This window comes from Longibacter salinarum (genome assembly GCF_002554795.1).
GTDB lineage: Bacteria > Bacteroidota > Rhodothermia > Rhodothermales > Salinibacteraceae > Longibacter > Longibacter salinarum.
In genome coordinates this window covers 1-13,714 of sequence record NZ_PDEQ01000001.1, presented here as the reverse complement: position 1 = coordinate 13,714, position 13,714 = coordinate 1, and the positions used below count along the sequence as shown (strand labels likewise).

The window sequence follows — 13,714 nt, the reverse complement described above, 5'->3', positions numbered from 1 at the left end:
ACAGCACTCCGCAATCAATCGAGCGTGACTTCGAGGCCGAGCCCCTGCAGCTCGCGGACGAGGACGTTAAAGCTTTCCGGGACACCCGACGAGGGCATGTTCTTGCCTTTAACGATCGACTCATAGGCCCGGGAGCGACCCGAGACATCGTCCGACTTGTAGGTGAGCATCTCTTGAAGCGTGTGCGACGCTCCATAAGCGTAGAGGGCCCAGACCTCCATCTCACCGAGACGCTGACCACCGAACTGCGCCTTACCACCCAGCGGTTGCTGCGTAATGAGGCTGTACGGTCCGATCGACCGGGCGTGCATCTTGTCTTCGATGAGGTGGCTGAGCTTCATCATGTAGATGTGCCCAACCGTCGTTTTCTCGTCGAATGGGTCACCGGTGCGACCGTTGTAAAGCTGGGCCTTACCGTCGCGCGGTAGACCGGCTTTCTCGAGCTCTTCGGCAATGTCATCCATGGATGCACCGTCGAAGATCGGCGTCGCGTACTTGACACCGAGCTGGTCACCAGCCCATCCGAGCAGCGTTTCGTAGATCTGCCCGAGGTTCATACGTGACGGCACACCGAGCGGGTTAAGGCAGATGTCGACGGGCGTACCATCTTCGAGGAACGGCATGTCCTCCTGGGGCACGACCTTCGCAATGACACCCTTGTTGCCGTGGCGTCCGGCCATCTTGTCGCCCACGGAGATTTTCCGCTTACGTGCAACGTAGACCTTCGCCATCTGAACGATGCCAGCGGGCAGTTCGTCGCCCATCTGCACCTGGTGCTTCTCACGCTTGGCCTTGCCTTCGATGTCGCGGCGGCGCGACTTGTAGTTGCGCAGCAGCGTGGCGATCTGCTCGTTAAGGTCTTCGTCCTCGGTGAACTTGAGGCGGGTGGACAGACTCTGCGGATCGACCTGGTCGAAGGCTTCTTCTTTGAACGTGGCGCCTTCGGACAGGATGACGTTTCCGTCCCGATCCTCGATGCCAGCGCTCTCGACGTCACCGACGAGCTTAAAGAATTTACCCCAGAAGCGATCGTTGAGATCGGCGCGCTCCCGCTCGAGGTTGTTTTCGATGTTTTCGAGGCGCCGCTCCTCCATCTTCTTGGAGGCCGGATCGAGCTGCCGACGGCTAAACAGTTTCGTGTCGATCACGACACCGTCCATGCCGGGCTTCGCCTTCAGTGAGGCATCCTTCACATCGCCCGCTTTGTCACCAAAGATGGCGCGAAGCAGCTTCTCTTCCGGCGTCGGATCGGTTTCGCCCTTCGGCGTAATCTTACCGACGATGATGTCACCCGGATTGACCTCTGCACCGACGCGGATGATGCCGCGTTCGTCGAGATCTTTCGTGGCCTCCTCAGAGACGTTCGGAATCTCGCGAGTCAACTCCTCCTCGCCGCGTTTCGTGTCACGAACTTCGTGCTCGAACTCTTCGACGTGAACCGAGGTGTAGACGTCATCGGCAACGAGGCGCTCGCTGATTACGATGGCATCCTCGAAGTTGTACCCGTGCCACGGCATGAACGCGCAGAGCACATTCTTACCGAGCGCGAGCTCGCCTTTCTCGGTACCGAACCCGTCGGTCATCACCGTGCCATCTTCGACACGCTGACCGACGCGAACAATCGGCTTCTGGTTCATCGCCGTGTCCTGGTTCGTACGGCGGAACTTGGTCAGCTTGTACTCGCGAACCGGTTCGCCGAACGTAAGGTCGGTTTCGTCCTGGTCTTCGTCGTACTGCACAACGATGCGCTCAGCATCGACGTACTTGACTTCACCCGGACCTTCCGCAACGACGACAGCGCGCGAATCTTTGGCTGCACGCCCCTCGAGGCCGGTACCCACGATCGGGCTGTCGGCGCGAAGGAGCGGAACGGCCTGACGCTGCATGTTCGCCCCCATCAGCGCACGGTTTGCATCATCGTGCGAGATGAATGGGATCAGGCTGGCCGCGGGCGACACAATCTGGTTCGGCGCGACATCCATATACTGGACCTCGTCCGGCTCCACGATCGGGAAGTCACCTCGGAAACGGCACTTGACCTGGTCGGTCTGGAAGTTACCGTCCTCATCGATTGGCGCGTTGGCCTGCGCGATGATGGCCCGGTCTTCCTGCTCGGCTGAGAGGTACTCGACCTCTTCCGTGACCCGACCATCTTTCACGACGCGGTACGGCGTCTCGATGAAGCCAAAGTCGTTGATCACGCCGTGGACGCACAAGGAGGAAATCAGACCAATGTTCGGTCCCTCCGGCGTCTCAATCGGGCAAAGGCGCCCGTAGTGCGTATAGTGGACGTCACGCACCTCAAACCCGGCGCGCTCACGCGTCAGTCCACCCGGACCAAGCGCGGACATCCGACGCTTATGCGTCAGCTCCGCGAGCGGGTTGGTCTGGTCCATGAACTGGCTCAGCTGGTTCGTCCCGAAGAACGTGTTGATCACGCTCGAGATCGTCCGTGCGTTCACCAGATCCTGCGGAGTAAACTTGTCAGCGTCCCGCAGATTCATACGCTCCTTGATGGTACGCGCCATACGCGCAAGACCAAGGGAGAACTGCGAACCGAGCTGCTCGCCCACTGTCTTGACGCGACGGTTGCCAAGGTGGTCAATGTCGTCCGCCGTGCTCTCGCCGTTCTGCAGCTTGACGAGTTCGCGCACAATGCCGACGATGTCTTCCTTCGTGAGCACCTGCGTGCCGGGGTCGACATCGAGCTCAAGGCGCGAGTTGATGCGGTACCTCCCAACTTCACCGAGATCATACCGCTTATCGGAGAAGAACAGGCGCTCCAGCGCGTTGCGGGCGGTATCAAGGTCGGGTGCCTCGCTCCCTCGCAGCTGCTGGTAAATCTCGCGAAGAGCCTCCTCTTCGTTATGCGTCGGGTCCTTCTTGAGCGTCGAAACGAGCGTCGACTTGTCGAGCGCCTCATCGTCCACGTCTTCCTTGATCAGGTAGACGCGCGTGATGCCGTGCTCGTCGAGCTTCTCAAAGTCGCCTTCTTCGAGCTCGTGCTCCGCCGGAAGGATCACTTCCCGCTCGGTTTCCTCGTCAACAACTTCGCCGGTATCCTCATCGACGATCTCGATCGTTTTCTCGATCGTGACGCTGGTGGCGAGCTCGCGGTCGAGGTACTTCTCGAACGTATCTTCGTCCGGAATGTCAACGGCATCCGCGAGATCGAACATGCGGATAATCTCCTCATTCTCGGAGAAGCCGAGAGCGCGGAGAAGCGTCGTAACCGGCACCTTCTTTTTGCGGTCGACGTACGACCACAGAACGTCCCGAACGTCCGTCGAGAACTCCATCCAGGAGCCACGGAACGGAATGACACGAGCGCTGAAGAGCTCCGTGCCGTTCGAGTGAATGTCCTTGCTAAAGAAGACGCCCGGGCTCCGGTGGAGCTGGGAGACGATGACGCGCTCGGCCCCGTTCACGATGAACGTGCCTCGCTCCGTCATATACGGAAGCGTACCGAGGTACACTTCCTGCTCGATGGCCTCAATGGCCTCGTCTTCCCCGTCCTCTTCTTTGCTGGAAAGGCGAAGCGTCGCCTTCAGCGGGACGGAATAGGTCAGTCCCTGCGCGATGCACTCCTCAATGGTGTGCTTCGGCGCATCGAGTTCATACGAGATGAACTCCAGCGTATAGCGCTCGCGACTGTCCTTGATTGGAAAGTGTTCGTGGAAGACCGCTTGAAGGCCTTCGTCGTCCGACCGATCTTCCGGCGGGACGTTGTCCTGGACGAAGTCATGGTACGCTCTGATCTGAACGTCCAGAAAGTCGGGGTAATCCCACACCGTGGGGATGTCCGCAAACGTCTTGCGCGGCGGCGCATCCTCCAAATGTCCGGTGGTTGCAATTTGGCCGTTAAGAAGGGTGGGCATAAGCTGTGGTGTGAGCGTGGTTGTACGTTCAGTCCGAACGAGTCGTCATCGGCGACCAGCGGGAGTCGCGCAACGATAAACTCGTGGGCAAAAGGGTGGCAAGTCTCTTCTAGGTGCTAGACCGCTCCCGGCGGTTGTAAAGCGGGCCAAGCGGTGCATCGGGGCACACAAGTACTTCCCGGCTTGCGAAAGAAAGCTGTAGAGCAGATCATGTACGCGGGGGACAGGTCGTCAGAATGAATACTATCTGCTCGAGCCGTTAGATAATCGGGACACGACCATGGCTGCAGCGACTGCGCCGGTGAAAACAAGCGAGATCGCGTGGTGGGCCTTTCCTCTGTTCGATGCCGACGCACTCTCAGCGCCGTAACAAGACGAGGTGACGGCCATCCAGATTGATGGTTCGGGAGCATCCCGGAGGACCCAATAACCGTCGCTGCCAGCGTACGTTACCGGAGCCAAAGCGGCGGACTCGATCGCGCCAGCATGGTGCTCGAATGTGTCGCTCGACCGAAGCCTCCCCTCTTCACCCGGGCGCTCTTCTTTCCGTCCGCCCCGAGTCTCTGGCAGGGACCTGGCCTACATGCCAGCGGGCGATACGAAGTGTGCGCTTCCATTTTGGAATCGCGACGCGATATGCTCTGAGACATACGCTAAGGGTCTCGCTGCATTGAGATCCGGAATCGGGACGCCGCCGGTGACTGCGGGGGTCACGCACGAGGCCACTGTATCTCGCCTCGACCGTCCCTGGTCGTACTTCCAGAAGACTCTAATGCAAAGTGGACAGCCCGACTCCGCACGTCAGACTTGTAGATTATTTAGCAATGCACCAACGCCCCGTCCCGTGGGTTGTTTCAGATCTAGCAGATGTTCCCATGCCAGATTTTATTCGATAACCTGCTCATAGCGGCTGCGTACGCCGGTTTCATGGTCGTCACAGACACTTCACGAAAAGAGACGGACGTTACGGTTCGTGCACGGAGGCAATCCTCCTATACGCGTCGGGCCAACCCCCCAAAGTGGAAGGTCGGCCCGTTGCGTCGCAATCGGTGTGCCCTCGAATGCGCGTTCGGCGCGCCGGGCACAACCGGAGGCTGAGGCGGATTACTTAAGCTCCACGTCGCCGCCGGCGTCTTCGATCTGGGACTTGAGCTCGTCGGCTTCTTCGCGATCGACACCTTCCTTGATCGGGCTCGGTGCTTCGTCGACGAGAGCTTTCGCTTCTTTGAGTCCGAGGCCGGTGATCGAACGGACCTCCTTAATCACGGCAATCTTGTTGCCGGAGACGCCCGTGAGGATCACGTCGAACTCGGTCTTCTCTTCACCACCGCCAGCGCCGTCGCCGCCTGCTGCGCCGCCTGCTGCAACTGCAACGCCTGCGGAAGCGGGCTTGATGCCGTACTCCTCTTCGAGGACGTCGGCCAACTCGCTGGCTTCTTTGATGGTGAGGTTGACGAGCTGTTCTGCCAGTTCCTGAATGTCTGCCATAGTCGTTATTGACCTGCGACGGTCTACGTCTCCGCCCATACGGGCTCGCGAGACTGCGTCGCACTTTAAGGTATTCGTTGAAAGAATGCGAGGTCGCATCCGGGTTCAATCCCGAATGCAGATGCTACGGGTACTTCCATCGCCCACCCTGTTGCTACGATGCAATGTAGCGCTGCATCGCGCGGGCAGGCGCATGTTGGATGCGGTTGCGACGGAGACTTACTCTTCCTCTCCTTCGCCGTCCGCAATCGCCTTGATCGCACCGGCGAGTGTGCTGGCCGGCCCCTGAAGGCTTCCAGCAATCGTTTGTGCCGGACCAAGCAGGAGACCCACCACGTCGCCGATAAGCTCTTCGCGCGATTTGAGCTTGGAGAGCTCCTCGAGCGCTTCGTGGCCTTCGTACAGTTCACCTTCGATGAAGGCGACCTTCAGTTCCGGGCGCTCCAGGTCCTCATCTTCGAGGAAATCCTTGAGGACGCGCGCTGGCTTGGACGGGTCATCGCTGAATGCGACGGCCGTCGGGCCGGCAAAGTGCTCTGACAGGGCGTCCATGCCCTCAATCTTGTCCAGGGCGATCTGGGCAAGGGTGTTCTTCGTGACCATGTAGTCGACCCCGGCTTCGCGAAAGCGTCCACGAAGCTCGTTGGTCTGGTCGACCGTCAGGCCGGAAAAGTTCGTCAGGTAGATGATCGGGCTTTCATCGAGCTTGGCACCGATCTGCTCGATGATGTCAGCTTTTTGTGCTCTCGTAAGAGGCATCGGAGTGTATCGTGTGGTTCAGGAGATTCGGTCGAATGCGGTCCGTTGGCCGGGCGGCTCAATTTCGAGCGACCCGTGCTGTTACCGTGCGTCGGAGAGCACCGAGCTGCGGTCAACGCGGATGGGCGGGCCCATCGTGGTCGAAAGCGTGATCGACCGGAAGTACAGACCTTTCGACGAGGCCGGACGGAGATGCAGCACCTCTTTGAGGAAGGCGCGAGCGTTCTCGTAGATCTCCTCGACCGGGAAAGACGCTTTGCCAATCGACGTATGAAGGTTGCCGTGCTTGTCGACGCGGAACTCAATCTTACCGGCCTTCACTTCCTTGACCGTCTCGGCAATGTCCATCGTGACCGTGCCGCTTTTCGGGTTCGGCATCAGGCCGCGAGGACCGAGGACGCGTCCGAGGCGACCGACCTGCCCCATGACGTCCGGCGTGGCGATCACCACGTCGAAGTCGAGCCAGTTGTCGTCCTGAATCTTCTGAACGTACTCGTCGAGGCCGACGTAATCGGCGCCCGCCTCTTCCGCTTCGTCCTGCTTCGCTTCGTTGGCGAGCACGAGAACCGTTACGTCCCGCCCCGTGCCGTGCGGCAGCGCGACGGAACCACGCACCATCTGGTCGGCGTGACGTGGGTCGACGCCGAGGCGGAGGTCGAGATCAACCGATTCATCAAAGTTCGCTGTGGCCGTCTTCTTGACGACGTCCGTCGCCTGGCGCAGCGTGAGCGGCTCGTCCTGCTGATCGACGAGATCCTGAGCCTGGCGATACCGTTTTCCTTTCTTAGCCATGTGAGTCTGGGGTTTTGCGGTTCGAGCGTCCCTGCGCCAGTGGAGCGGCACGAGGACTCCCGCGTGATCATATCTTGCGAATAGACGCTGACGTATTCAGCGCCGGGCCCCGCGGCGTGGCCGAGGGCACCCGCAGTTACGCTTCGGGCTTGCCTTTCACCGTGATGCCCATCGAACGCGCCGTACCGGCGATCATCCGTGCGCCCTGCTCGGGCGTGTGGGCATTGAGGTCCTCCATCTTCTGCTTCGCAATGTCGATGCAGTCTTCCCACGTCACCGTGGCGACCTTCTCGCGAAGCGGGTCACCCGCACCACTTTCGATACCTGCCGTCTGCTTGAGCAGAATCGAGGCCGGCGGGCTCTTGACGATGAAGTCGAAGGAGCGATCAGCGTAGACCGTAATTTCGACCGGCAGCAGCGTGCCCATCTGGTCCTGCGTCGCAGCGTTAAACTTCTTGCAGAACTCCATGATGTTCAGCCCGTGCTGACCGAGGGCCGGTCCAATCGGCGGCGCAGGGTTCGCCTGGCCCGCTTTGATCTGGAGCTTAATTACGGTTTCAACTTGTTTTGCCATGTAGACTCTCGCGGTGCCGACGTGACCGGGGGCCACTCCCGCGTTTTCTAATGTCGTAATGTAGTGAATCGTGGTATGCCGGCAAGGGGCCGGGCACACACAGCAAAGCCCGCGTGGCGTGCATCACCCACGGGGGCTGAGCAATCTGAGACGAGGAGGCGCCGTACGCTACTCCTCGTGTTCGACCTGTAGGTAGTCGAGTTCAACCGGTGTCTTCCGTCCAAAGATGGACACCATCACCTTGACCTTCATCTTCTCGGGGTAGACCTCTTCGACGAAGCCGTTGAAGCTGTCGAACGGTCCATCCACGACCTGCACGGGGTCGCCGACCTTGAACGGAATCTCCGGCTGCTCGCCCATCTCCTCGGCGCGGTCCATCTTGCCGAGAATGCGCTGAACCTCGTCGGGGCGAAGCGGCGTCGGATCGTCTCCCGTACCGGCGGTGAGGAAGCCGATCACAGACGGAAGACCTTCGGCCATCTCGCGGAGGCGCGGCGTCAGATCACAGTGCAGCATGATATAACCGGGGAAGAAGGTCTTCTCCTTCGTTTTCTTCTTCCCGCCCCGCATCTCAAAAACGGTTTCTGTCGGAATCAGAATCTCGTTGATGTCGTCGTCGAGATTCAGCCGATCAATTTCGCTTTCCAGATACCGGCGCACTTTTTTCTCATGGCCGGAAAACGTCCGGAGAACGTACCACTTCTTGATTGGGGCCATACCGTCGGTTCAGTGAATCAGTCGGAGAGGTCGTGAGTCGGAGAATGCACGCTGAGCGCGCGAGGCTCCGGGAGCTACTGATAGATGACCTCAAGCGCCGTGCTGATCGCCTGATCGGCGATAAAGATGAAGCCCGAGATGATGATCGTGGCGACGAGCGTGACGAGCGTCGAGTTGATCAGCTCCTCCGTCGTCGGCCAGTTCACCTTCTTCATCTCGGTGATGACGTTCTGAAGGTATTCTACAATCCAGCCCATACAAGTTCAGTCGGTCAAAGTCGCCCCGTGACGGCCTTGAGGCCCGCCACGGGGCGAAGGTGATGGTTCATGCCCCTGGCGCGCGGTTCAGGAAGCACTCTACCAGAATCAATCGCGATGAATAGCAGCCTAAGGCATCCGGCTGCGATAGCACGGGCGGAAGGACTCGAACCCTCAACCGGCGGATTTGGAGTCCGCTGCTCTGCCAATTGAGCTACGCCCGTAAATGCTACAACAGTAAAATCGGAGCAGAAACAACCGGGGAAGTAATCGACTCCGACCTTAAGGATACACGTCGGAGCGAGCCCTGCGTTCCTGCATCATCGGCGACGCTAAACATGCGCCTACGCCCACGGTTTCCCTCATCACTAACAGTTCATGAGATGGGGCTTGGTAAAACAACAAACCAAGGACTCAGTGGGACAGCGCGCACTCGATCAACCGAAGCATAGGTTCCGACTCGTTGAAGATCAAGGTCGGCGGTTGAATGCGCTGCGAATCGTGCCGCCCCAGACATGCTACCGCAACCACATGTTGAACACGGGCCTGTCGTAGAAGACCCTTACATGTAGAAAGATTGGCCTTCGCCTCGCTCTGTCCCTGCTCAGGGGTTATTACAGGTGACGAGCTAACAGCACACGTCGCCATGCCGCGTGGCTTTGTGAGATTCAACTCGAATGCTGTCGAAGGAAGCGCCCACCTCGATCGACGGGCTGTAGTCAGTCCGTAATCTGTCGATGCTCATTCGGACGTAGACTACTCCACTCAAGGTGGGTTCGGGGTCAACATACCGGGCGAGGGCTCGTGCGATTCCAAGGCATCCGGATTCTTCCGCCCAACTGCTGCCCGGTGTACGTGTGCTGCGTGCTCCCTCCTCCAGTGACAGTCCGTAGACATCGTATCGGAACGGACATACGCACGTACTGTCGATATTGCCTACACACATCGATGGCGATTCGTGGACTTGGCAACAAGTCACTCAAGGTAGACTGTCAATAGCTCGAATGCATTAATGAGGCATTCGTATTACCACGTCTATCCCAGTCTACCGTCCAATCAGGGCAATCATCTGACGTCCCTCTCTTTTTCAAAGGAGATTTCAGAGACGAGACGTACTGGCTTTATGGCCCGGAGATGTGGCCCGCAGTTCGACAAAACGCCCTGCGACAATACCTGGTAGCCCTCTGCCTTTACGACGACGCGCTGAATACTCGCCTCATATATAGTTGGGGTGGAGTAACGGCGCTCCGTGCTTTCCAATGCAAACCGGCCCGTTGAGTCCGTGATCGCCTCATCGCGCAGAAAGCGGAACCGCTCTTCTTCGTTCTTCCGGTACAAATAATTTATGACCGGGTAGGCCTCGGTCGATCCCAGACGATCCACCCAGTGGCAACTCGTTTCGATCTCTGTGATCTTACTGGGGCCCTTGAAGGTATCCCACATGTCATCTCGGGTTTTCATCGTCAAGCGAAGGAGTTCTAAGCGGATTGTCGCACCTTCGATTGGCTCGTTGCTGTGAGAGTCGACCACCCGGCCAGTGAAAATGTGGTTTTCCCCTTCCACGTCTCCGGAATCAGGAGACCTGACATTATATAAAAGTGGATAGGGGTCACTGCAGGCCCCGAGAGCGAAGAACGCGAGACCGAGAATTAGTGCTTTCACCCAAGCGCACCTATGCAGTCTGACATCTGAGATTCTCTTAAGCGAAAACTGCATCTGCGTTTGGAACACGAGAAGACAAATCTATGATATAGAATGGTTTAGCACTGGATCGGAACAACTTTTCAGTCACGGTTTGTGCAACCTCATTGCAGATTAAAAATCTAGAATAACATCGCAATCGGCGACCTGAACGGGGGTCGTGGAGGCGAAGGTAGATCGCAATCCCTGTTGTCCCAAAGAAATATTGTCCGGTCGAAGGCAAATGCTTGTAACCAGCTCCTGCTTGTTTAGAAACGAACGAACTCGCGCGCCGAAGCGTGATACGAGCTATGTCCTCTATGCTCTGAAAATATTGCGGACTCCGCCCCCAACTACGGGGTCTCGACCAACAATATTCCCCGGCGCGACAGGATGATCTTCCCCAAACAAACCACCGAACACTCGTTGCAAACGTCCCGCGTACGTCCCGTCGTACGAGAACTGCTGCGTGCTCCAGTCGAAACTGGCTTCGCCCCCGAAAAGACGTGTTCCGATAGCGCCCAGTCGAGCGTTCCAACCGCGCAAGGAAGCGCCGTGTCAGTACGCAGACCCTGTCCCACCGCGCTCCAATCGCCATCGAACCCAACACACAGGGAAAGCACGTGCTCGATTCTGCTTATTGCGCCGAGGTGTATAAAGAAAACGCTCGCCGGTGCGCCTCATTTGGAATGAAATGAGATGGAAAGTGTAACGAGAACGGAGTGTCCGGAGAGAAGACCCTACTGTAAATCCTCATGCGTCTGCGTCCAATTGTCAGACATCGGCTTCTCACCCGGCGCGAGCGGCTGGAAGTGGAAGACCCAAGGCGGATCCACCAGCTCGGTGACCTGCCCATCCGCCAGAGGCTGGCGCGGTCGGATGCGCTCCGTGATCGCGAAGGTGGTGTCATCGCGGATCCTGCCGTTGTACTCATAGGCGTCCCAGATGCCCTTGTAACCGAGGCGCTCCATCACCTGGATCGAGATCGAGTCACCAAAAACTCGGAAGCCGCCCCACTGCAGGTTGATCGGAGACCGACGCTCACCGGTTTTTCCACGCAACGCATTGACGATTTGTGAATGTGGTAAACGGAACCAATGCGAACGTCCGTATCGTGCGTATGAAAGGGCTGCAGTGCCATCCTCCCAGAGAAGGAGCGGGACTGCAGAACGAGATGAGTCTGGGTAATCTACAGGCCGCCAGTAATACCCATCCAGCCGCAGCGCCGTGGTCTCGATTGTCGTCGCGCCCCCCGGCTGGGTAAAGTACTTCCCGTTCACCCCCAGACGCCAGAGGCATCCCGACGCAAGAAGCGAGAGCACAACAATACTCAGCATTTGCCGCATCGTCTTAGCCGGTTTGGATACAGGGTATAAATACCACAGGCTGCAGCGATCAGTAAATCGAGTACGGATCATCCGCCCCTACCGAGAATCAGGGATGAACGCCTCCCCCATATTCTCGAAATGAGGGGCGTTGCTTCCGCAGATCATGACGAAAGGGAAGTTTTTTGCGGATGGGATGATTGCCCACATTGTCGATTAAGTCGGGGAAGTTGTTCTGGATCGCCGCCAGCACGTACTCCGAGATCGCCCCGAAGCGATATACATTTGCGCCACGCTGAATGCGAAGGTACACAGGACCCGCCCGGTACGATTACGCTCCTTTCGATTCGATCGGCCCCCAAACGACGGACGTGCTCCCGGTGCCAGCTAGAGTGCCATCCATGTTTGCAGCGTCACTTTGTGAACCGAGAGGAAATGATTTTGCCATTCTCCTCGTCGATATGACATAAATAACGACGATGCGGAGCGCGCCGTCAGTGGGTCAAGTGAATGCACGCGATAGTAGCGATCACCGTTCATCGCCTCCGGAGTCTCTGCCCGCCACTGAACGACTCCTCGCCGATTGATTCCGACTAAGTTTCTAAAACCGCTCGGTGCCCTCATGTCAGCATCCGGATCAAATAAAACGATGACGAGATCATCACTGACGCGGTGAGCTTCGTGAATCCGATACTCCAACTCGATCGAGGCTCCCTCTATCTCGATTGTTCTACCTTTGAACGTCACGTTAATGCCGGAAATCGAATGCCCTGGAATGATTGGTTTGTTGATGGCTTCCGGTAATACCCGAATCATATCACCCCTACGTATCTTCGGTGTCGTTTGCAATTTCCGCGGTCGGAGCGACGAATCCCCAAAAAGTGCTCCCCCGATAGCCTCTGCTCGTGTCTTTCCTGCGTCGGTGTTGGTACCTCTGAGACCCTCTTGAATGCCAATGGGAAGGATGAACGCTGAGAAGTTTCCGGCGTTAACGACTGCTTGTTTACTCGTCTTCCGGGTGCGTAAAACGCATCTCCCGACTGGGGATCACCGTTTCCCCGTTCTGCAAGACCGGAGGTGTCGTTACGAGGAGCGTATCTTGCTGAATGCCGAACCGCTCGGTGCATTCATCGCGATCAAGAAGATCGGCCGACCTCACGTGATGGGGCACTACGTCGCCGTATCGAAAGCCCATCTGATGAGAAACACGTCTGCGCATACCGGGAGCGATGGGAAAAAACCGAGCCACCTGCACGGAGTCCGGGGAATCGGCTTTAGCCAAGGTGTCCATATCTAGATCCAGGTCAAACCGCTCATTTACCCCAGCCCAGGACCGCGAGAAGCCGCCACACAGCCGGACTTCGTCGCTAGGCCCCGAGAAGGACAGGCAGTGCTCCACGCTCCCTGACGTGCTGTAGGGGCGAAACTGCCATTCCCGTTCAGAGCGCGTGGATGAGTGCGCACGAAACGGCTTAAGATCCACATACAGCGTGTCTTGGCTCCGATTGTGAACCCACAGAGAGATACCAGCCTTGATTTCCCTGTACGTCGGCCAGCAGGTAACCGCTACCCCTCTGACATGCATTTCGATGATGGGCTTGTACTCGGTCGGATACGCAGGAGACCCCATAACGCACCCCGCCAGGAATCCCCCTGCTAGAACGCTAACAGCCAGTTTAACCACTATTGGCAGGGCATCTGTATCCGACATACCAGTTGTCACGTTCATTCACTCCCGAGAATTCCATTCGATGCCGCTGGCCTCGCCCTTTTTTCCATCATCGCTTGAGGGCCAAGACAGCTAAATATAGTCTTGGCTCTATAAATATGCATATCCGAACATTTCGCATGCCTGAACTCAACACCAGGTTCACATCTTTATATCGACGGCAGTAGCCTCAGATTTGATCAAATAGAGAGCGTAAAAGCTGGACTTTGTTACTGAGCTCTCGATGCGTTTGATGCGACCTTAGACGGGGCACCCACATGCTTCCGCAGCTACCACGAACTCCATGAGACGAGCCAATCGCCCTGTCTATGGTGGAATAAGGAAAACGACGACCTGTGATATGTGGGATGTCACCTACATTAAAAAACGCCTCCTCCCGCGTGATGCGGAAGGAGGCGTCTCGTACCTCTGAGTATCTCGTATCGAGAATACTCTACGATCTGGTTCGGTACGCTTAGTCGAGGATTTCCGTGACGACGCCGGCGCCGACCGTGTGGCCGCCTTCGCGAATCGCG

General features: G+C 57.7%; 12 protein-coding genes and 1 tRNA gene. All 13 read right to left on the bottom strand.

Features of this window, described 5'->3' with window-relative positions; all coding sequences use genetic code 11:
- Window positions 1-14: 14 nt before the first annotated feature.
- Window positions 15-3,878, bottom strand: coding sequence for a DNA-directed RNA polymerase subunit beta (gene rpoB / locus CRI94_RS00065; protein WP_098073623.1), 3,864 nt, complete (start codon window positions 3,876-3,878; stop codon window positions 15-17).
- A 1,104-nt stretch (window positions 3,879-4,982) separates the two neighbouring features.
- Window positions 4,983-5,366 (bottom strand): 50S ribosomal protein L7/L12, encoded by a 384-nt coding sequence (rplL, locus tag CRI94_RS00060; RefSeq protein WP_098073622.1) that lies wholly within the window; start codon window positions 5,364-5,366, stop codon window positions 4,983-4,985.
- A 219-nt stretch (window positions 5,367-5,585) separates the two neighbouring features.
- The gene (gene rplJ / locus CRI94_RS00055; RefSeq protein ID WP_098073621.1) at window positions 5,586-6,125 is read right to left on the bottom strand and encodes a 50S ribosomal protein L10; all 540 of its coding nucleotides are present in this window, start codon (window positions 6,123-6,125) and stop codon (window positions 5,586-5,588) included.
- Window positions 6,126-6,206: 81 nt separating this feature from the next.
- Window positions 6,207-6,917 carry a 50S ribosomal protein L1 gene (gene rplA, locus CRI94_RS00050; protein ID WP_098073620.1) on the bottom strand — a complete coding sequence of 237 codons (711 nt, stop codon included), beginning with the start codon at window positions 6,915-6,917 and terminating at the stop codon, window positions 6,207-6,209.
- Window positions 6,918-7,053: 136 nt separating this feature from the next.
- Complete coding sequence (rplK, locus tag CRI94_RS00045; RefSeq protein ID WP_098074272.1) at window positions 7,054-7,491, bottom strand: 50S ribosomal protein L11; 438 nt, start codon at window positions 7,489-7,491, stop codon at window positions 7,054-7,056.
- A gap of 168 nt (window positions 7,492-7,659) precedes the next feature.
- Complete coding sequence (gene nusG, locus CRI94_RS00040) at window positions 7,660-8,208, bottom strand: transcription termination/antitermination protein NusG (protein WP_098073619.1); 549 nt, start codon at window positions 8,206-8,208, stop codon at window positions 7,660-7,662.
- A 74-nt stretch (window positions 8,209-8,282) separates the two neighbouring features.
- Window positions 8,283-8,465: a preprotein translocase subunit SecE gene (gene secE / locus CRI94_RS00035; RefSeq protein WP_098073618.1), complete on the bottom strand. Its 183-nt coding sequence runs from the start codon at window positions 8,463-8,465 to the stop codon at window positions 8,283-8,285.
- Window positions 8,466-8,616: 151 nt separating this feature from the next.
- Window positions 8,617-8,689 (bottom strand) — tRNA-Trp (locus CRI94_RS00030).
- An 841-nt stretch (window positions 8,690-9,530) separates the two neighbouring features.
- The gene (locus CRI94_RS00025; RefSeq protein ID WP_098073617.1) at window positions 9,531-10,181 is read right to left on the bottom strand and encodes a peptidase associated/transthyretin-like domain-containing protein; all 651 of its coding nucleotides are present in this window, start codon (window positions 10,179-10,181) and stop codon (window positions 9,531-9,533) included.
- Between the two features lie 704 nt (window positions 10,182-10,885).
- Complete coding sequence (locus tag CRI94_RS00020) at window positions 10,886-11,467, bottom strand: hypothetical protein (protein ID WP_179862078.1); 582 nt, start codon at window positions 11,465-11,467, stop codon at window positions 10,886-10,888.
- A 112-nt stretch (window positions 11,468-11,579) separates the two neighbouring features.
- Window positions 11,580-11,783: a hypothetical protein gene (locus CRI94_RS00015; RefSeq protein WP_098073615.1), complete on the bottom strand. Its 204-nt coding sequence runs from the start codon at window positions 11,781-11,783 to the stop codon at window positions 11,580-11,582.
- 74 nt (window positions 11,784-11,857) lie between these two features.
- The gene (locus CRI94_RS00010; RefSeq protein ID WP_098073614.1) at window positions 11,858-12,286 is read right to left on the bottom strand and encodes a DUF7957 family protein; all 429 of its coding nucleotides are present in this window, start codon (window positions 12,284-12,286) and stop codon (window positions 11,858-11,860) included.
- Window positions 12,287-12,473: 187 nt separating this feature from the next.
- Window positions 12,474-12,761 carry a hypothetical protein gene (locus CRI94_RS17435; protein ID WP_143815245.1) on the bottom strand — a complete coding sequence of 96 codons (288 nt, stop codon included), beginning with the start codon at window positions 12,759-12,761 and terminating at the stop codon, window positions 12,474-12,476.
- Window positions 12,762-13,714: the final 953 nt, after the last annotated feature.

Excerpts from the sequence above, each read along its gene's own strand:
- rpoB (WP_098073623.1), bottom strand. The coding sequence starts at position 3,878 with ATGCCCACCCTTCTTAACGGCCAAATTGCAACCACCGGACATTTGGAG.
- rplL (WP_098073622.1), bottom strand. The coding sequence starts at position 5,366 with ATGGCAGACATTCAGGAACTGGCAGAACAGCTCGTCAACCTCACCATC.
- rplJ (WP_098073621.1), bottom strand. The coding sequence starts at position 6,125 with ATGCCTCTTACGAGAGCACAAAAAGCTGACATCATCGAGCAGATCGGT.
- rplA (WP_098073620.1), bottom strand. The coding sequence starts at position 6,917 with ATGGCTAAGAAAGGAAAACGGTATCGCCAGGCTCAGGATCTCGTCGAT.
- rplK (WP_098074272.1), bottom strand. The coding sequence starts at position 7,491 with ATGGCAAAACAAGTTGAAACCGTAATTAAGCTCCAGATCAAAGCGGGC.
- nusG (WP_098073619.1), bottom strand. The coding sequence starts at position 8,208 with ATGGCCCCAATCAAGAAGTGGTACGTTCTCCGGACGTTTTCCGGCCAT.
- secE (WP_098073618.1), bottom strand. The coding sequence starts at position 8,465 with ATGGGCTGGATTGTAGAATACCTTCAGAACGTCATCACCGAGATGAAG.
- CRI94_RS00025 (WP_098073617.1), bottom strand. The coding sequence starts at position 10,181 with ATGCAGTTTTCGCTTAAGAGAATCTCAGATGTCAGACTGCATAGGTGC.
- CRI94_RS00010 (WP_098073614.1), bottom strand. The coding sequence starts at position 12,286 with ATGATTCGGGTATTACCGGAAGCCATCAACAAACCAATCATTCCAGGG.
- CRI94_RS17435 (WP_143815245.1), bottom strand. The coding sequence starts at position 12,761 with ATGGACACCTTGGCTAAAGCCGATTCCCCGGACTCCGTGCAGGTGGCT.